Here is a 17,971-nt window from a genome sequence, read left to right as displayed (position 1 = left end):
ACCGTTCGGCAGGGATGTCGTATCTGACGGTGGCGGTCAGCGACGGCGGGCAGCGACTGCACTCAGGTCAGGTCTTTCGGCATCGTGATGCCGAAGCGGACAATCTGGCGATGGATGGTCGAACGATCGACGCCGCGTTCGCGTGCCACCTGCGAGACATTCCAGCGAGTGTTGCGCAACGCCGCAAGTAGCGCATCGGCTTGCCGCGACGTCGCCGCTCTGCCACGTGCCGGCTCCTGACCCAGGGGATGAGCGATCCGGTCCGGCAAATCGGCAAGATCGATCGTGCCGTCGTTCGACAGCGCGCAACCATGATCGAGCGCGTTGATCAGCTCGCGGATGTTGCCAGGCCATTGGTACTTGAGCAGCGCGCTGCGCGCGCTTGCCGTCAGCGCATAGTTGGCCTTGTGCTCCGTCGAAAGCCGATGCAGGGATTGATCGATCAGCCACTCGATATCGGTGCGCTGACGCAGCGGAGGCAGCGCAAGCACCGCGCCGTTGAGGCGGAAATAGAGATCCTCGCGGAACTGCCCCGCCTTCACCAGCGCGACGAGGTCGCGATGGGTGGCAGCGATGACGCGGACATTGAGCGGGACCGGCCGGGTGCGGCCGACCGGTGTCACCTCGCGCTCGGCGAGCACGCGCAACAGGCGCGTCTGCGACGAGATCGGCATGTCGCCGATCTCGTCAAGGAACAGGGTGCCGCCGTCGGCTTCGAGCACGAGACCCTTCTTGCCCTTGGCCGCCGCTCCGGTGAAGGCGCCCGCCTCGTGGCCGAACAGCTCGCTCTCGATCAGGCTTTCCGGCAGCGCGGCGCAGTTGACCGCGACGAACGGCCTGCCTGCCCGCGCACTGACCGAATGCAGCGCCTTCGTCAGGTGCTCCTTGCCGGTGCCGGTTTCGCCGGTGATGAGCAAGCCCATCTGGGTGTTGATGAGCTTGGCGGCGCGCGTCACCACGTAATGCATGGCGGGATCGCCGCGGAACAGGTTGCGTAACGGCGCCGGAAGCGCCGACTCGCTGCGGGAGGAGGCCGGTGCCGCCAGCTTGTTCGGGGGCGGCAAGGTCTGCGCGAACAGCGTCGCGCCGCTGTTGGCAAGCCGCAGCGTGCGTTGGCCGGTGGGCCGCGAGTGGGCGAAGCGCGGCAGATCGTCGATGGTGCATTCGAAGATGTCGGACACGCCGAAGCCGTCGGCCCGCAGGCGAAGGTCCGGACGCTTGGCCAGTTCGCGGGCGAGCAGCTGCCTTGCGCGGTTGTTGAAACCGATGATGTGGCCGCTGCTATCGACGGCCATCACATAATCCGGATCGACATCGGCGAATTCCGCGGAGCCGGACAGCTTGATGATCCATTCCTGCCGGAAACGGTTCAGCAGGTTCGCATTCTCGATCTTGTGGGCGAACGACTTGACCAGTTGCAGCGCCAGGAACTGGCTGGCCTTCGGTTCCGGCGAGCGCAGCGCGGAGATATCCAAGACCGCAGCGAGCTTGCCGCTGGGATCGAAGACCGGCGCGGCCGTGCAGGTCAGCGGAATATGGGTGGCGTCGAAATGGTCGGATTGATGCACCGTCAGGGCTTCTTCGGTCGCGATGCAGGTGCCGACCGCGCAAGTGCCGGCATGCGGCTCGTTCCAGTCGGCGCCGAGATAGAGGCCGGCCCTGCGAAGCGTGTTGTTGAATGTCGGATCCCCGATGAAATCCACCGTGATGCCCCTGGCATCGGTGAGCAGCAGCACGTAGCCGAGTCCGGCGATCTGACGATACAGCATCTCGACGCCGAAGCGCGCCGTGTGGAGGAACTCGTCCATGGCGTCGCGATGCTCGCGCAGCCGCCCGGATGTCACGATATGAGCGTCGCGCAGCACCAACGGATCGAGCTTGTGTTCGGAGACGCATCGTACCCACGACTGATGGATGATTGCGTCACGCGCGCTGGTCTGGCCGTCCGCAACGCGAACCAACTCGTCGATGTGCGCAGCCCGCTCCGTCGTCACGGCTGATGCTCCTGGATGTTTCCCCGCACGTTGTTGCTTCAAGTGTCACTCGGATTGTGCCGCCGATCAAGTTTGTTGCGTGCAACACCTGTTGCATGGCGCAACAAGTGAGGCAGCCTCGCCTTGGCTGTTAACGCGAGGAAATGCCGAGCGTTTTCGAGATTCGCCGCGGTGGCATGAGGCTTGCTGACATGGTGGTCGAGGCAAGATCCGACCTCGCTAACAAACGCGCCGGACCCACGACGCAAAGGCGATCGACGCCGGCATATGGGAGAATGAAACCATGCTCACGAAGGCCCCGGACGGAAAGATCACCGCGCTGCTCGACGAGTTCAACGTCGCATTGTCGTCGGGTGACATCGAACGCGCGATCGCGCTGTTCCAGACCAATTGCTACTGGCGCGATCTGGTCACCTTCACCTGGAACATCAAGACCATGGAAGGCAAGGATCAGATCCGCGACATGCTGAAGGCGCGGCTTGCGGACAGCAAACCGTCGGGATGGCGCATTGCCGATGGCGAAGTTGCGAGCGAAGCCGGCGGCATCATCGAGAGCTGGATCGAGTTCGAGACCGATGTCGCGCGCGGCTATGGTCACCTGCGCATGAAGGATGGACGCATCTGGACCTTGCTCACCACCATGGCCGAGCTCAAGGGACATGAGGAGAAGTCCGGCTTCACCCGTCCGCTCGGCGCCAAGCACGGCCATGGCAAGGACCGTAAGAGCTGGCGCGAGGAACGCGACCAGGAAATCACCGAACTGGGTCATGCAAAACAACCCTATGCGCTGATCATCGGCGGTGGGCAGGGCGGCATCGCGCTTGGCGCGCGGCTGCGGCAACTGAACGTGCCGACCATCATCATCGAGACGAACGAACGCGCCGGCGATTCCTGGCGCAAGCGATACAAGTCGCTCTGCCTGCACGATCCGGTCTGGTACGACCATCTGCCTTATATCGACTTCCCGAAGAACTGGCCGGTGTTCGCGCCGAAGGACAAGATCGGCGACTGGCTGGAGATGTACACGAAGGTGATGGAGCTCAACTACTGGAGCTCAACCACGGCGAAGTCGGCCAAGTATGACGAGAAGGCCGGGGAATGGACCGTCGTGGTCGAGCGCGACGGCAAGGAGATCACGCTCAAGCCGAAGCAGCTCGTGCTGGCGACCGGCATGTCGGGCAAGGCGAATTGGCCCACCTACAGGGGGCAGGACATCTTCAAGGGTGAGCAGCAGCATTCCTCGACCCACCCGGGGCCGGAGAAGTATCGCGGCAAGAAGGTGGTGGTGATCGGCTCCAACAACTCAGCCCACGACATTTGCGCGGCGCTGTGGGAAGGTGGTGCCGACGTCACCATGGTGCAGCGCTCATCCACGCATATCGTGAAGTCCGACACGCTGATGGATATCGGACTCGGCGCGCTCTATTCGGAGCAGGCGGTGGCGAGCGGAGTGACCACACGCAAGGCCGACCTGATCTTCGCCTCGCTACCCTACAAGATCATGCATGAATTCCAGATCCCGCTCTACGAGCAGATGCGCGAGCGCGACAAGGATTTCTACGCCGCGCTGGACAAAGTCGGCTTCATGCATGACTGGGGTGACGACGGCTCCGGCCTGTTCATGAAGTACCTGCGCCGCGGCTCGGGTTATTACATCGACGTCGGCGCCTGCGATCTCGTGATCGACGGTTCGATCAAGCTCAAGAGCGGCAAGGGCGCTGCGGTGCGGGAACTGACCGAAACCGGCGTCAGGTTCGTGGACGGCAGCGAACTCCCCGCCGATCTCGTCGTCTATGCCACCGGCTATGGCTCGATGAACGGTTGGGCCGCCGACCTGATCTCGAAGAACGTCGCCGACAAGGTCGGCAAGGTCTGGGGTCTTGGATCCGACACCACCAAGGACCCCGGCCCGTGGGAGGGCGAGCAGCGCAACATGTGGAAGCCGACCCAGCAGGAGGCACTTTGGTTCCACGGCGGCAATCTGCACCAGTCGCGGCATTACTCCCAGTATCTGGCGCTGCAACTGAAGGCGCGGATGGAAGGCATCCCAACCCCGGTCTACGGCTTGCAGAAGGTTCATCACCTCGGTTGATCGACCGGGCGCTAACGAGATGTCGGGCGGATCGTCGTGCGATCCGCCCCTCGACAGATCGGATGGAGATCGAACTGTGCCGATCGCCGTCCAGCTTCGGGCCGATGCCTGCGAGACAGCCGGCACCGGTTGCCTTCCCGGTTGACCACGATACTGGCCGGTCTGCCAGCTTCCCGCAGACCGGCCTCGCCTCAATGATGAGCCGACACGCTCTTCATGCATTGGGACAAGAGATCGGCACCGGCAAAGTGGCCTACATCGCCCAAGCTGATCATGCCAACCATCCGCTTGCTCTTGTTGATCACAGGCAGTCTGCGAATCTTCAGCGTTTCCATGTGATGTATAGCTTTCGTCAGATCGTCGTCTTCCCGGCAGCAGTGGATGCCTTCGGTCATCACATCCCGCGCTGTGGTGCGCGCAGAGTTGAAGTCCTTGCTCGCGAGACCTTTGCAGACGAGGTCGCGATCCGTCACCATCCCGATCAGACGATCGTCTTGCCCGATCGGAATGCAGCCGATGTCGTGCCCTTGCATCAATTTCGCGATTTCGGTGATTGGCGTGTCGGGGCTCACCCAATCGACGCCCTTGTGCATCACGTCCTTGACTTTCATGGAGGACCTCCCGTCCAAGGCAGCACCCCCTCGCTCGCAATTATACAACAGAGCTGGCGCGACTGCATGCGTGCTGCGCCTTAAGGCACGATGAAACCGGGTCGAAGCGTTATCGCGCTCGAGCCCCTTGCTTGAGCATGATCTCCGCGCAAGCGCGTTCCTCCCTTGTCTCGGGGAAGAGCCGCTTCGCACCCCTCCGGATCATGCTCCAGTCGGGGCGCACAGATAGATGGTCCCGCTGTCACGCCGCCTCAGTCATGCGCACTGAAGCTGCCATGCAGGGAACCGGCGGTCAGGCGTGCGAATTGCGCACGACCGAGATGAAGCAACGTCTCATGATCGCCGGCTTCGATATAGATCTCGGGCTGCATCCGGATGCTGTCATCAACGATAACGTCGAGCCCGTAGCAGCTACCGGCGGCGGGAACCGCCCCGTGCGCACAGTCCGTGAACAGCCGATCGATCTCGCCTTCAGCGGCCATGGCGATATCGTCACCGAATCTCGCCCTGAGATCCGCCAGCCTGAGGTGATGCGATGCCGGCAGCACGGCGAGCAGGTACCCGTCGTTGCGGCGCAGCACAATGGCCTTGGCCAAGCGATCGCCCGAGACGTGACAAGCCTGGGCGGTAAGGGCTGACGACATCGTCAGTACGTGCGGGATTTCGTCGTACTCGATGTTTTCTGCAGCGAGATAATTGTGCAGTTTGGGAGAAATGGTCATGGCGTCACCTCCGGTGCGACATGCAACCATCCACCGTGGTCCTGCCCGCCGCACGATGAGCGGCTGCGTGGTTCTCAAGACAGAACATAGGTCTTGTCGCAGGACACTGCAATTCGATCCCTAACGGGGGCGCCGCGCCAAGTTCAAGTTCCGGGCCTTGTCCAGATTGCGGGCCTCGGCCAGCGCCGCCGCGCTCGGCAACAGGGCCGACGCAAGGTCGGCCTCGGTGAAATCTGCGCCGGCGACATTGGCGTCGGATAGGTCGGCTCCCGCAAGGTCAGCTCTATGGAGGCTGCAGTTCGCCAAATTGGCATTCTGCAGTTGCGCAAATTCGAGATCGGCGCGCGAGAGATTGGCGCCGCTTAAATCCGCGTTCCGCAGATCGGCGGATTTGAGCACGCCACGCATCAGGCCCATCGATTGGTTGCGCATATCAGCGCTCAGATCGGCGCCCGCAAGCCTGGCCCCGATCAGGCTGGCACCGGAAAGATCGGCGGTTATCCGAGCGCCGCTCAAGTCGGCGCCGCCAAGCTTGGCGCGTTGCATCTGCGTGCCGAGCAGCGATGCCTTGACGAGGGACGCCCCCGTCAAGTCTGCGTCGATCAGCCAGGCCTGGTTCAAGATAGCCCGATCGAAGCGGGCGCCTTTCAGATTGGTCTGGTTGAGCTTTACGAGATGAAGGTTGCCGCCGGAGAAGTCGAGGCCCGAGAGATCGAGGTGCGACAGTCGCTTTCCATCCAAATCTGCAGTGCGTCCGTCCCCTTGAGGGATCGACTTGAGGAGCGCATCGACCTCGGCGCGCGTCATCTCCGACGCCGTCATTTCCGGACTGTTGAGGTCGACACTCCGCAGCATGTCCTGCGACACGGCGTCAGTCGAATCAACCAGCAGCGCCGCTATCGACACAAAGGCAAATGCGAGACGAAACGACATCGCCGTCTCTCCGCCGCTCAGAAACCCGGTATTGTCTCTTGTATTCTCCGGGTTGGCCGCGCCGTCAGGTTAGCTGGCCGGCTCCGGCCTATGCCAGAGTATGAAACCGGATATCGATCCTGGCAATGCCAGTGACCTCACATCGACGATCGCACGAGCGTCCGTCCAAAGTCGCCGAACGCGCCCTCGGCGGCGAATCTCTCCAGCCGATCGTCGCTCCAGCCGAGCCATTCCGCAAACACCTCGCGCGTGTGTTCGCCGAGCATTGGCGGCGGCGTGGACGGCGCCGGCGGTTCGTCGCCGAACCGCGTCGGCCTCGCGATGAACTTCACATCTCCCGCGGCCGGATGGCTGATGGTCTGGACCATTCCGCGCTGCGTGAGTTGAGGCGTTTCGCAGACCTCGCCGACCGACTTGATCGCGCCGCACGGAATGCCCGCCGCGCCGAGCGCCTGCAGCCAGTCGGCGCGACTTCGCCGGGCAAAGATCGGCGAAAGGATCGCGACGAGCTCATCGCGGCTCGCCGCACGCTTCGGAGCTGTTGCGAAGCGGCCGTCCTCGCGCAGCTCCGGCCGGCCGACGACGCCGCAAAACGCCGCCCAGAACTTGTCGTTCGCGACCCCGACATTGATCCAGCCGTCACTCGCCTCGAACGGTTCATACGGGCTGATGGTCGGATGGACATTGCCGCGGCGCTTCGGGCTTTGTCCCGAGGCGAAGTACATGCCGGCGTTGAACGTCAGCAGCGATGCCATGGCGTCGAGCATGGAGACGTCGACCCGGCCGCCCTCGCCGGTGCGGCTCTTGCGCATCAGGGCGGCCAGCACCGAATGCGACGCATAGAGGCCCGTGACTAGGTCGGCGATCGACGTGCCGACCTTGGTCGGCGGTCCGTCCGGATCGCCGGTGATGTCCATCACGCCGGATTCGCCTTGAAGGATCAGATCGTAGCCGGGCCGCGCGGCGTCGGCGCCGGTGCGACCGAATCCCGAGATGCTGCACAGGATGATGTCGGCCTTGCGGGCGCGCAGCGCGTCGAAGCCGAGCCCCCATTTGTCCAGGGTACCGGGGCGGAAGTTCTCGATGACGACATCGGCGACGGATGCAAGATCGAGCACCGCGTCGCGCCCGGCCGGCGACTTCAGATCGACGGCGCAACTTCGCTTGTTGCGGTTCACCGACAGAAAATACGCACTCTCGCCGCCGATGAACGGCGGCCCGTAGCGGCGGCTCTCGTCGCCCTGTCGCGGATCCTCGATCTTGACGATGTCGGCGCCGAGATCGCCGAGCTGCATCGTGGCAAACGGGCCAGAGACCACTCGGCAGAGGTCGAGGACCCTGATGCCCGACAGCGGCTCGCGATCAGACGATCGCATCGGCGAGGTCCTTCATCGACGGCGCCAGGATATCAGGCTGATGCGGCGTGATGCCGAACGGGCGGCTGCGCCGATCGATGAAGGCCGTCCGCATGCCGGCGGACTTGGCGCCGATGCAGTCGAAGGCATGATTGGCCACGAACAGCACCTGCGCCGGCTTCACGCCCATGATCTCGGCCGCTTTGGTGTAGGTCGCGACATGCGGCTTGAACGAATTGGCTTCCGCCACCGAGATCACGCGATCGAACGGGACCTTGTGGTATTGCTTCGCCGTCTCGAGCATGTCCGGATCGCCGTTCGAGAGCACGACGAGCTTGTACTTGCGTTGCAGCCGCGCGAGCGCGTCCGGCACCTCCGGAAACGGCACCAGCTTCTCGATCTCGCCCACGAGGTAACGCACATCGTCCATCGTATAGTCGATCTTCGCTCGGTCCATGACGTGGGCAACCGCGCGGTGCCCGATCTCGCGATAGGGCGTGTGCTCGCGATGCAGCAGCGCATCGATCATCGAGTTCTCGAAATGCGTGCGACGCCACCACGTGACGAAGGAATCCGGATCGCCCTTCCAGCCCTTCTTCTCGAGGAACCGCGCCGCGATCCTGGTCAGGCCGCCCTGCATGTCGACGACCGTGCCGTACTGGTCGAACATGCAGATCTTCACGTCGCGCTTGATCGTCTCAAAGCTCATTGATGCCTCCTTGGTCCTGATCGATTGATACGCGCTGCACCATCATGGATGAAATGGATTTGTTATCTTTCGTCATTCACGATATGAATGATGGATGAACCTTCGATCCATCGACCTCAATCTGCTCGTCGCGCTGGACGCACTGCTGACCGAGCGTCACGTCACCAAGGCGGCGGATCGCGTCGGCCTCAGTCAACCGGCGATGAGCAATGCGCTCAACCGGTTGCGCGCGATGTTCAAGGACGAACTCCTGGTGCGGACCACGACCGGGATGAAGCCGACGCCCCGCGCCACCGAACTGGCGGAGCCGCTGCGCCAGGTCCTGCGCCAGGTCGAGCGCGTGATGGCGAGCGACGCCGGCTTCGATCCAGCCCGGACCGAACGCACCTTCACGATCAGGATGTCGGACATTCTCGCGTGCCTGCTGCTGCCGCGGCTCGCCGCAGCGCGGCCGCCGGAGGGCCGAATTTCCTACAACACGATCCATCTGCCACCCGCCCTGACGATCGATGCGCTGGAGCGGGACGAGATCGACGTCGCGGTGAGCATGGGGCTCGAGCATTCCGCATCGATCCGTTCCGAGACGCTGCTGCGCGACCGCATGGTCTGCCTGATGCGACGCGGACACCAGATCAAGCGCGCACGGCTGACCTTTGAGCGCTTCATCGCGCAGGAGCACATGAAGGTCTCGATGAGCCCGACCGATCTTCGCTTCGTCGACGACGTGCTCGCCGAACGCGGCCATCGAAGACGCATTGCCCTGAACGTGCCGCATTGGCTGGTCGTGCCTCACGTCTTGAAGAAGACCGATCTGCTCGCGGTGATGCCGAGGCACCTCGCGACCGTGCTGATGGACGACGATCTGAGGATGGAGGAACTGCCGTTCGAGTCCGCGCCGTTCGACTGGATGTTGTACTGGCACCGCAGATACGATCAGAGCAACGCCAACGGCTGGCTCCGCGACCGGATCAGGGCGGCGTGCTCCGACCTGAACTAGGCGCCGAGGTCCGCCGGCCTCCGCGCCATGGGCGATTGACGTGCTGCCTCGGCGTCCGTGACGGCCGATGCGTCCTCTAAAGAACGCCCCTTGGTCTCGAAACCGAACACGAGGAAGACCACGGCCTGGAAGACGAGGATGCCGGCCAAGGTCGTCAGCACGCCGGTCAGCCCCTGCCAGGCGAAGATCGCAACCACGACGTATTGAACCAGCGCGGTCGCGATGCGTCCGGACGTGGCGCAGATCGCCGTGCCGCGAAGCCGATACCGCGTCGGAAACAGTTCGGGGACGTGCATCGCGAACCCGGTCGCCAGCATGACGTAGATTGCGGTGATCAGCAGGAAGCCCACGGCCGCGAGCGCAACACCATCAGGCATGTATGGATAGGCGATACCGAGCGCCGCTGCCGCAATCGACGAACAGACGATCGACAGCCTGCGTCCGAGCCGGTCCGCCAGCACGAGCCCGATCAGCGAGCCGACCGGGCCGCCCAGCGCCATCACCGTGGTATAACCCAGCGAGGAAACCACGCTGTGGCCGCCCTTGACCATGAAGGTCGGCAGCCAGCCGATGAACCCGTAGAGGCTGAAGCCGACGACGATGTGCAACAGGCTGCCGAGCAGCGTGCGCGCGAGATACGGCGGCTGGAACAGACGCCAGACGGCGCCGGGAGACTCCTGCGCCGGCGCGCGGGCAGCGACGGCAGGCAGTGTCGCCTTGCGCGCGGCCTCGGCTTCGATCGCCGACAGGATCTTCTCGGCTTCATCGGCGCGTCCGTTGGCGGCGAGCCAGCGCGGCGATTCCGGCATCGACTTGCGCAGAATCCAGACGACCATCGCAAGGCAACCGACAAGGCCGAACATGTAGCGCCATCCAAGCGTCGGGATCAGCCACAGGCCGACCATCGACGAGACGAACAGCGAGAAATTGGTGATCACGGCCAGCAGCCCGATCCAGCGCCCACGCGAGGAAGCCGGCACGAATTCCGTCAACGTCGCGTAGCCGACCACGATCTCTGCGCCGAGGCCAATGCCGATGATGAAACGCAGGCCGATCAGGACGATCATGTTCGGCGCGAAGGCCGCGGCGATCGAGGCGAGGCCAAAGATCGCGAGGTTCATCTGATAGGAGAAGCGGCGGCCGAACCGATCGCCGAGGATGCCGGAGCACCACGCGCCGATCGTCATCCCGACGAAGGTCGCGGAGACGAATGCGGCGTTGAGCTCGAGCGTCGACCAGCCTTCCTTGAGCACGGCGCCCAGCACGCCGCCGGCCAGATAAATATCGAACGCGTCGAGGAACATGCCGGCGCCGATCAGGGCCAGGATGCGCCAGTGGAATCCGCAGATCGGCAGCCTGTCGAGGCGCGCACCCGCGTTGATGTCGATGTCGGCGGATCGCGCCATGCCAAACCTCCCTGCCCGGCCTTTGGCAGCCGGATGCTCCAGGCACCGATTGATGACGCGCAGGGGGTCGTCGTCCAATTCAAATCGAAAATTCGACTATTTGGCGCAGTGATGAAGCTGACGCGACCGCACCGTCGCGTTCCATCCTGACACCGAGCTGACTTGCATTCGCCGTCGTTAACGATCCCGCCGTCGCGCGATCTCGAAATCACGGTGTCAGCACAAACATTCACAACGGGTTCATGTCGCCGCCACTATTCGACTCCAACGCTGGGGGAAGAAGATTGGAGTATGTGCCATGCGCCGCATCGCCGGACTGCCTTTCGCCTTGGCTCTCAGCCTCTGCTGTCTCTCACCGCTCGCGCCAGCACGCGGGCAGCTTGCCATCGGCATCACCGTCAATGCGGCGCCGCCGCCATTGCCGGTCTATGTCCAGCCGCCGATCCCCGCGCCCGGCTACATCTGGACTCCGGGCTATTGGGCATGGAACGACGACACCGGTTACTACTGGGTGCCCGGCACATGGGTGCTTCCGCCAGCGCCCGAATTGCTGTGGACTCCCGGCTATTGGGGCTGGAGCGACGGCGCCTACGGCTTCCACGCCGGATATTGGGGCGCGACGGTCGGCTTCTACGGCGGCATCTCTTATGGCTTCGGCTACACCGGCGTCGGCTATGAGGGCGGCTACTGGCGCGGCGGCAGCTTCTTCTACAACAGTTCCGTCAACAACATCTCGAACGTCTCGGTCACCAACGTCTACAACAAGACCGTCGTCAACAACACGACCAACGTCAGCTACAACGGCGGCACCGGCGGCACTACGGTGAAGCCGACGCCACAGCAGCTCGCGGCCCAGAGCGCGCACCACGTGGCCGCGACCGGCGAGCAGACGCGACACGCGGAAGCGGCGATGAAGAATCCGGCGCTGACGCTCGCCAACAACCATGGTCATCCGGCGGTCGCCGCGACCGCGCACGCAGCACGGTTCAGCGGCGCCGGCGTGGTGGCCGCGCGCCCGGGCAAGCCGATCGCGGCGCCGCCGCCCCGACATGCGCAACCCACGGCCGCACACGCCTTGCCAACGGGACATGCACTCCCGACGGGGAATGCTCCGCCGCCAGGACACGCCCTGCCGACAGCAAGCGCTTCGCCGGCCGGACACGCTCTACCGACGGGGAACGCTTTGCCGCCGGGACACGCCTTGCCGACTGCGCATGCTCTCCCCGGCACCAGCGCACATCCCGCACCCGCGCCGCACGTCGCTCCGCCGGCGTCAAGACCGCAGCTCGTGCAGCATGCACCGCCGCAGCCACGCGCGGTCGCGCATCCACCGGCACCGCGCGTCGCGCAAGCGGTTGTGCATCGGCCCGCGCCGCCGCATGTGTCACGACCGGCGCCACGGCCGCATCCTGCTACGAGGCCGCATCCGGCGCCACGCCAGCACTCATGATCGGGCTCATCGGCGTGCCTGCAAGGGCACGCCGATTTCGTATGAGCCCCCATCGCGGGCACCACGGCCCGCGATGCAATGATCAATCCCTGACTTTTGGGCGCGACGCGCGTCGTCAAGCCAGCGCGTCAGCCGCGCACCTGATCCCGTCGTAGATCTCCTCGAGATCCGCCTCCGTGACGCAGTAGGGCGGCATGACGTAGATCGTGTTGCCGAGCGGCCGCAGCAGCAGGTTGCGGCGTTCGAAGAAGGCCTGAAGCTTTGGGCCGATGCCGGCGAGATAGCCTGCATCGCTTGTTTTCAGATCAAGTGCGGTGATGGTCCCGGTGCGGCGGACGTTCTCGAAGCGCGCGTCGGCACGGAACGCGGCGAGCAGACGCTCCTGCATCGCAGCCACCGCGGAGACGCGCGCGCCTGCACCGTGTTGCCAGAGCTCGAGGTTTGCTTTTGCAGCAGCGCAGGCGACCGGGTTTGCCGTGTAGGAGCTGGAATGGAAGAAGGTGCGCGAACGATCACTGGAATAATGTGCGTCGTAGATCTCGGCCCGGCAGAGCGTCACCGCGAGCGGCAGCGAACCGCCGGTGAGGCCCTTCGAATAGCAGGCGATATCGGGCCTAACGTCCGCCTGCTCGCAGGCGAACAAGGTGCCGGTGCGGCCCCAGCCGGTCATCACCTCGTCGGCGATGAACAACACGCCAGCGGCTGCGCAGATGCGTTTCATTTCCTTCAGCACCCAGGGCGGATACATCAGCATCCCGCCCGCACCCAGGATTAGCGGTTCGACAATGAACACTGCCGCGGATTCCTTCCTGCACGCGGCTTCGAGCGCGTCGAGCGTCGTCTGTTCATAGCCAGGCGCCGGAAACGGGATCGACGCGACGTCGAACAGCAGCGGCTCGTAAGCCCTGTTGAAGACGCCGCGCGCGCCGACCGACATCGTCCCGACCGTGTCGCCATGGTAGGAATTTTCCATCACGATGATCTGCGTGCGCGTCGCGCCGATATTGTGCCAGTAGCCGAGCGCCATCTTCAGCGCCACCTCGACGCTGGTCGAGCCAGAGTCGGAGAAGAACACGTAATCGAGCCCGTCGGGCGCCAGCTTCAACAGCTGCGCGGCGACCTGCTCGGCCGGATCGTGGGTATGGCCCGCGAAGATGATCTGGTTGAGCTGCTCCGCCTGGTCCTGGATCGCGCGCACGATGTGCGGATGGCAATGGCCGTGGGTCACGACCCACCAGGATGCGATCGCATCGATGATGCGGCGATCATCCGCGGTGTAGAGATAGGCGCCCTCCCCACGCACGATCCTCGTCATCTCGCCGTGCAGCGCGTGCTGGGTGAACGGGTGCCAGATCGGCGACTTCCGAGCGGATGTCATGGATTGAAATCTTCCCGCCGGAACGACGCCTTGAACGCTGCCTTCAGCGTGTCTGCCGCAAGCGGAGCAAGCCAGGGCAACCGGCCCAGCCGGCGCACCTGCCCGATCTCGCAGATCGCGCGCTCGCTCTCGGGATTGCTCTCGCCGATGAATGCGATCCCGTGAATGTCGATCCCGCGCGTGCGCAGCGCCTCGACCGACAACAGCGAGTGATTGATGGTGCCGAGCGCGGTGCGGGCGCACAGCACGACCGGAAGGCGCCATCGCGCGAAGATATCGATATAGAGCGTGTTGCCGTCGAGCGGCACCATCAGCCCGCCGGCGCCCTCGATCACCAGCGGACGGTCCCCGGCATCGGGCACGCCGAGCGCGGCAGCGTCGATGCGCACGCCGTCGAGTGCGGCAGACTGATGCGGCGAAGCCGGCGTTCGAAGCCGGTAACGCTCCTGCACGATGCGATCCGCCGGGAGCCCGCCAAGCCGTGCGACCAGTTGCGCATCGGTTTCCTCCTCGAGGCCGGCCTGAACCGGCTTCCAGTAGCGCGCGCCGAGGAAGCCGGCGAGGCCCGCGGAGAACACCGTCTTCCCGATCCCGGTATCGGTGCCGGTGATCACGATCCGGCTCGTCATCGCGACCAGCCTTTGGTCTCGTCGACCAGCGCGTCGAGCAGCGCGCGCACGTCGTCCTCGTCGACATTAAGGGTCAGCGCAATCCGCAACCGGGCAGAGCCTGCCGGCACGGTCGGCGGCCTGATGCCTCTGATATCGAAGCCGCGCGCCTGCAGCGCAGACGCAAGCTGCATCGCACGCGCATTGTCGCCGACGATATAGGGCACGATCTGCGAGCGCGACGGGCTGCGCCAACCGCGCAGGTCGAGCTCGCGATGCGTGAACGCGACCAGTTTTGCCAGGCGCTGCTGATGCACGGGCTCCTGCTGCAGGATCAGCACCGCCTCGCGCACGGCGACGGCCACAAGTGGCGACGGTGCAGTGGCGAAGATGAACGGGCGGCAGCGATTGACCATGAAGTCGCGCAGCACGGTCGAAGCCGTGACCAGCGCGCCGGCGGCGCCCAGCGCCTTGCCGCAGGTATGAACGATCACGAGGTTCTCGCGCCCCTCATAGGACGCCGTCAGCCCACGCCCCTGCTCGCCATAGACGCCGGTGCCATGCGCCTCGTCCACCATCAGGAACGCGTCGTGCCGGTCCGCGATGGCGACGAGGTCGTCGAGCGGCGCGACGTCGCCGTCCATGCTGTAGACGCTTTCGACCACGATCCAGACCCGGCCCGTGCCACCCTCGGCGCGCCAGCCGCGAATGGTGGCTTCGACCGACCCGGGATCATTGTGCGCGCTGATCCGGAATTCGGCCCGGCCGGCGCGCGCGCCTTCATGGATGCTGGCGTGCACGAGAGAATCGAGCACCAGGAGGTCGCCGCGCTGCGGCAGCGTCGTCAGCACGGCGAAATTGGCGACATAGCCGCCACCGAAGAACAGCGCCGTCTCGGCTCCAAAGAACGCGGCGGCTTCGGCCTCTAGCCGTTCGTGCTCCTCGCAATTGCCGCGCAGCAGCCGCGACCCACCGGCGCCGATCGGTGTGCCGGCCTCGAGCGCGGCCGAGACCGCATTCTTGATGCGCGGCGCGTTCGCGAGCGCCAGATAGTCGTTCGAGACGAAATCGATGCCCGCGCGCGGCTTAAGACCGCGCAGCCGATCGTCCTTGCTCAGGGCGTGCAAGGCCGCGGCGTAATCAGCGACCTTGGCCGCATGGATTGCGCTCATGCTTCTCTCTCAGATTTGTAGTTGGTCGCGCGGCGAATCCCGCCGCGCGCGTGCCGGAGTTGCGCTCAGGCGAGGGCGGAGTTGATGCCGAGCCGGTCCAGCAAATCGGCGTCGCGATCGCGCTGCGGGTTCCTGGTGGTCAGCAGCACATCGCCGATGAAGATCGAATTCGCGCCGGCGAGGAAGCACATCGCCTGCAGCTCGTCGGTCATGTATTGCCGTCCGGCCGACAGCCGCACCACGCTCTTCGGCATCATGATCCGCGCAGTGGCAACCAGACGCACCAGCGCGATCGGATCGGGCCGTTCCGCGGTGTCGTTGACCGGAACGCCCTTGACCTCGTTCCACAGATTGATCGGCACGCTCTCCGGATGGCTGGGGAGATTGGCAAGCAGCATCAGCATGCCGAGCCGGTCATCGACCTGTTCACCCATGCCGATAATGCCGCCGCAGCAGACCTTGATGCCGGCGTCGCGCACATGCGCGAGCGTATCGATGCGATCCTGCAGGGTGCGGGTGGTGATGATCTTGTCGTAGAACTCGGGCGAGGTGTCGACGTTGTGGTTGTAGAAATCGAGCCCGGCGTCAGAGAGACGCTCGGCCTGCTTTGGCGTCAGCATGCCGAGCGTGACGCAGGTTTCCATGCCGAGGCCCTTCACCGCGCTGACCATGTCGCAGACCTGATCGAGATCGCGGTCCTTCGGGCTGCGCCAGGCCGCAGCCATGCAGAAGCGGGTTGCGCCGGCGTCCTTGGCGCGCTGCGCGACCGCGACCACTTCGTCCCGCGGCATCAGGCGAGTGGCCTTCAGGCCGGTGTCGTAATGCGCGCTTTGCGAGCAGTAGCCGCAGTCTTCCGGGCAGCCGCCGGTCTTGATGCTGAGCAGGCTCGCGGTTTCGACATGGTTCGGATTGAAGTTGGCGCGATGCACGCCTTGCGCCTGAAACATCAAATCCGCGAACGGCAAATTGTAGAGTGCTTCAGCCTCGGTACGGTCCCAGGTCTTGCGGGGCGCTGCACTGGTGCCGCTGTCGGTCCGTTCGATTTCCACGACATCAACCATATGGCTTGCTTTCTCGTTTGCTGTGGATCATAGATAATCTGGTATATTATCTATGATCTGTGGACTTAGAACGATGCTAGCCGAGCCAGTACGCGCGCGCACCCGTTTTTACGATAGATAATCTATGACGAGCGAAGGCGAGAACACGACCACCGCGGGGCGCATCGCCGAAGCGATCGGCGAGCGCATCATCAACGGCGAATTGCTGCCGGACGCGCCGCTGCGGCAGGATCATGTCGCGCGCGAATTCCATTCGAGCCACGTGCCGGTGCGCGAGGCCTTCAGGCAATTGGAGGCGCAGCATCTCGTTGTTGCGGTGCCGCGACGCGGGGTGCGGGTCGCGCCGCTCGACACCAGGTCGGTGAAGGAAATCGCCGAGATGCGCGCCGCGCTCGAGGTGGTCGCGTTGCGCAATGCCGCCCCCAGGCTCACATCGGCCCATCTGGCACGGATCGAACTCGCCATGATCGAAGGCGACAATGCCGAGACGGTGCAGGATTTCGAGATGGCCAATCGCGCCTTTCACCATGCGCTGGTGGCGCCGTGCGCGATGCCGCGGCTGCTTGCCAGCCTCGACGGCCTGCAGCTTGCGAATTCGCGACTGGTGTTCGCGATGGCGCGCAACGCCGGCTGGCGGCCGCGGCCGAGCCAGGATCATCGCGTGATCCTGCAGGCGCTGCGCGCACGCAACATCGAACAGGCCTGCAGCCTGCTGGCGCGGCATATTCAGACTATCGAGCGGCTTGCCCTGCCGGCAGCGTGATCACTTTGCTCCGAATCGAGCGGCGGACTCCGGTTCACCTCGCCCCGCGTGCGGGGAGAGGTCGGAACGCATCGGCAGATGCGTTCCGGGTGAGAGGGGGAGTCTCCGCGAGAGTATCTGTCTCCGCGTGTGCGGAGGCAGCCCCTCACCCCCAACCCTCTCCCCGTAAGAACGGGGCGAGGGACGCGTCGCCTTTGCGACCGCCATTCAATCTAATCCCATCACTCTCTAAGCGATCGCGACGATCTCCAGCTCCTGATCGCCCGAGCCTGCGACGTCGCCCAGGGCTTTGCCCATCAGCGACCTCGCTACCGGCGAGACAAAGGAAATCGAGCCTGCCTTTGGGTCGGCTTCGTCCTCGCCGACAATGCGATAGGTCTGCACCCGCCCGTCGGCGCGGCTGAAAGTCACCGTGCTGCCGAAGGCAACAGTTTCGGTGGAAGCAGGGTCAGGCACGACCTGCGCGGTGCGGAGCCGCTCTGTGAGATAGCGCGCGTCGCGCAACGGAACCGCCGACTGCCGCCGCCGTTCGTTGATATCGTCCAGCTGCTGCGCGGCCTCAAGGGCCTCGCGTGCCGCCTGGAGCTCACGCTCCAGCGCCTTGCGTCCTGCTTCGGTCACCAGGTTGGGATGCGGCGAAATGGGGCGGTCCGGCAACAGCGTTTCGGACGCGGTCTCGGCACTTTCTTCCTTGGTGAAGGCAACGCTCAATCCAGAACT

Annotated in this window: 16 protein-coding genes; 4 read left to right on the top strand and 12 right to left on the bottom strand. The window is 64.5% G+C overall.

From position 1 onward, the window contains the following. Positions 1 to 62: 62 nt before the first annotated feature. Positions 63 to 1,994, bottom strand: coding sequence for a sigma-54-dependent Fis family transcriptional regulator (locus J2R78_RS18035; protein WP_253605944.1), 1,932 nt, complete (start codon positions 1,992 to 1,994; stop codon positions 63 to 65). Positions 1,995 to 2,277: 283 nt separating this feature from the next. Here J2R78_RS18035 and J2R78_RS18030 point away from each other — a divergent pair, with 283 nt between their 5' ends. After that, positions 2,278 to 4,086, top strand: coding sequence for an NAD(P)/FAD-dependent oxidoreductase (locus J2R78_RS18030; protein WP_253605942.1), 1,809 nt, complete (start codon positions 2,278 to 2,280; stop codon positions 4,084 to 4,086). A gap of 191 nt (positions 4,087 to 4,277) precedes the next feature. Here the strand turns inward: J2R78_RS18030 and J2R78_RS18025 are convergent, their stop codons facing one another. From J2R78_RS18025 to J2R78_RS18005, 5 genes are all read right to left on the bottom strand, one after another. Continuing rightward, positions 4,278 to 4,697 carry a CBS domain-containing protein gene (locus J2R78_RS18025; protein WP_057015376.1) on the bottom strand — a complete coding sequence of 140 codons (420 nt, stop codon included), beginning with the start codon at positions 4,695 to 4,697 and terminating at the stop codon, positions 4,278 to 4,280. 251 nt (positions 4,698 to 4,948) lie between these two features. After that, positions 4,949 to 5,419 (bottom strand): aminoacyl-tRNA deacylase, encoded by a 471-nt coding sequence (locus tag J2R78_RS18020; RefSeq protein ID WP_176937234.1) that lies wholly within the window; start codon positions 5,417 to 5,419, stop codon positions 4,949 to 4,951. 120 nt (positions 5,420 to 5,539) lie between these two features. Further along, positions 5,540 to 6,352: a pentapeptide repeat-containing protein gene (locus J2R78_RS18015; RefSeq protein ID WP_168856595.1), complete on the bottom strand. Its 813-nt coding sequence runs from the start codon at positions 6,350 to 6,352 to the stop codon at positions 5,540 to 5,542. 137 nt (positions 6,353 to 6,489) lie between these two features. Beyond that, positions 6,490 to 7,728 carry a CaiB/BaiF CoA-transferase family protein gene (locus J2R78_RS18010; protein ID WP_253605940.1) on the bottom strand — a complete coding sequence of 413 codons (1,239 nt, stop codon included), beginning with the start codon at positions 7,726 to 7,728 and terminating at the stop codon, positions 6,490 to 6,492. Beyond that, a complete protein-coding gene (locus J2R78_RS18005) occupies positions 7,715 to 8,416 on the bottom strand; it encodes a haloacid dehalogenase type II (protein ID WP_253605938.1) in 702 nt (233 codons plus the stop codon). Before J2R78_RS18005 ends, J2R78_RS18010 begins: the two co-directional genes overlap by 14 nt. Positions 8,417 to 8,510: 94 nt before the next feature. Here J2R78_RS18005 and J2R78_RS18000 point away from each other — a divergent pair, with 94 nt between their 5' ends. Next, positions 8,511 to 9,413: a LysR family transcriptional regulator gene (locus J2R78_RS18000; RefSeq protein ID WP_253605936.1), complete on the top strand. Its 903-nt coding sequence runs from the start codon at positions 8,511 to 8,513 to the stop codon at positions 9,411 to 9,413. On the opposite strand, the gene J2R78_RS17995 is transcribed toward J2R78_RS18000, so the two are convergent. Beyond that, positions 9,410 to 10,819, bottom strand: coding sequence for an MFS transporter (locus tag J2R78_RS17995; protein WP_253605934.1), 1,410 nt, complete (start codon positions 10,817 to 10,819; stop codon positions 9,410 to 9,412). The two genes, J2R78_RS18000 and J2R78_RS17995, sit on opposite strands and share 4 nt — an antisense overlap. Before the next feature lie 298 nt (positions 10,820 to 11,117). On the opposite strand from J2R78_RS17995, the gene J2R78_RS17990 reads away from it, so the two are divergent. Next, positions 11,118 to 12,269 (top strand): hypothetical protein, encoded by a 1,152-nt coding sequence (locus J2R78_RS17990; RefSeq protein ID WP_253605927.1) that lies wholly within the window; start codon positions 11,118 to 11,120, stop codon positions 12,267 to 12,269. Between the two features lie 115 nt (positions 12,270 to 12,384). On the opposite strand, the gene J2R78_RS17985 is transcribed toward J2R78_RS17990, so the two are convergent. From J2R78_RS17985 to bioB, 4 genes are all read right to left on the bottom strand, one after another. Then, entirely contained in the window at positions 12,385 to 13,647 is a 1,263-nt protein-coding gene (locus J2R78_RS17985) for an adenosylmethionine--8-amino-7-oxononanoate transaminase (protein ID WP_253605925.1), read from the bottom strand. Beyond that, positions 13,644 to 14,276, bottom strand: a complete 633-nt coding sequence (gene bioD, locus J2R78_RS17980; RefSeq protein ID WP_253605924.1) for a dethiobiotin synthase — start codon at positions 14,274 to 14,276, stop codon at positions 13,644 to 13,646. Before bioD ends, J2R78_RS17985 begins: the two co-directional genes overlap by 4 nt. Further along, the gene (locus J2R78_RS17975; protein WP_253605923.1) at positions 14,273 to 15,427 is read right to left on the bottom strand and encodes an 8-amino-7-oxononanoate synthase; all 1,155 of its coding nucleotides are present in this window, start codon (positions 15,425 to 15,427) and stop codon (positions 14,273 to 14,275) included. The genes bioD and J2R78_RS17975 overlap by 4 nt, the downstream gene beginning before the upstream one ends. A 65-nt stretch (positions 15,428 to 15,492) precedes the next feature. After that, positions 15,493 to 16,488 (bottom strand): biotin synthase BioB, encoded by a 996-nt coding sequence (gene bioB, locus J2R78_RS17970; protein WP_253605921.1) that lies wholly within the window; start codon positions 16,486 to 16,488, stop codon positions 15,493 to 15,495. A gap of 124 nt (positions 16,489 to 16,612) precedes the next feature. Between bioB and J2R78_RS17965 the strand changes: the two genes are divergently transcribed. Further along, entirely contained in the window at positions 16,613 to 17,251 is a 639-nt protein-coding gene (locus J2R78_RS17965) for a GntR family transcriptional regulator (RefSeq protein ID WP_168856607.1), read from the top strand. A gap of 228 nt (positions 17,252 to 17,479) precedes the next feature. Here J2R78_RS17965 and greA read toward each other — a convergent pair whose 3' ends face one another. Continuing rightward, entirely contained in the window at positions 17,480 to 17,962 is a 483-nt protein-coding gene (gene greA, locus J2R78_RS17960; RefSeq protein WP_057015361.1) for a transcription elongation factor GreA, read from the bottom strand. Positions 17,963 to 17,971: the final 9 nt, after the last annotated feature.

Source organism: Bradyrhizobium sp. USDA 4538, from assembly GCF_024171045.1.
GTDB classification, from domain to species: Bacteria; Pseudomonadota; Alphaproteobacteria; order Rhizobiales; family Xanthobacteraceae; genus Bradyrhizobium; species Bradyrhizobium australafricanum.
This window is presented reverse-complemented; position numbering and strand designations above follow the sequence as displayed.

Coding starts and splice junctions, on each gene's coding strand:
- J2R78_RS18020 (WP_176937234.1), bottom strand. CDS start 5,419: ATGACCATTTCTCCCAAACTGCACAATTATCTCGCTGCAGAAAACATC.
- J2R78_RS17985 (WP_253605925.1), bottom strand. CDS start 13,647: ATGACATCCGCTCGGAAGTCGCCGATCTGGCACCCGTTCACCCAGCAC.
- J2R78_RS18015 (WP_168856595.1), bottom strand. CDS start 6,352: ATGTCGTTTCGTCTCGCATTTGCCTTTGTGTCGATAGCGGCGCTGCTG.
- J2R78_RS18030 (WP_253605942.1), top strand. CDS start 2,278: ATGCTCACGAAGGCCCCGGACGGAAAGATCACCGCGCTGCTCGACGAG.
- J2R78_RS18005 (WP_253605938.1), bottom strand. CDS start 8,416: ATGAGCTTTGAGACGATCAAGCGCGACGTGAAGATCTGCATGTTCGAC.
- J2R78_RS18000 (WP_253605936.1), top strand. CDS start 8,511: ATGAACCTTCGATCCATCGACCTCAATCTGCTCGTCGCGCTGGACGCA.
- J2R78_RS17975 (WP_253605923.1), bottom strand. CDS start 15,427: ATGAGCGCAATCCATGCGGCCAAGGTCGCTGATTACGCCGCGGCCTTG.
- J2R78_RS17965 (WP_168856607.1), top strand. CDS start 16,613: ATGACGAGCGAAGGCGAGAACACGACCACCGCGGGGCGCATCGCCGAA.
- J2R78_RS17995 (WP_253605934.1), bottom strand. CDS start 10,819: ATGGCGCGATCCGCCGACATCGACATCAACGCGGGTGCGCGCCTCGAC.
- J2R78_RS18025 (WP_057015376.1), bottom strand. CDS start 4,697: ATGAAAGTCAAGGACGTGATGCACAAGGGCGTCGATTGGGTGAGCCCC.
- J2R78_RS17990 (WP_253605927.1), top strand. CDS start 11,118: ATGCGCCGCATCGCCGGACTGCCTTTCGCCTTGGCTCTCAGCCTCTGC.
- J2R78_RS18010 (WP_253605940.1), bottom strand. CDS start 7,728: ATGCGATCGTCTGATCGCGAGCCGCTGTCGGGCATCAGGGTCCTCGAC.
- bioB (WP_253605921.1), bottom strand. CDS start 16,488: ATGGTTGATGTCGTGGAAATCGAACGGACCGACAGCGGCACCAGTGCA.
- bioD (WP_253605924.1), bottom strand. CDS start 14,276: ATGACGAGCCGGATCGTGATCACCGGCACCGATACCGGGATCGGGAAG.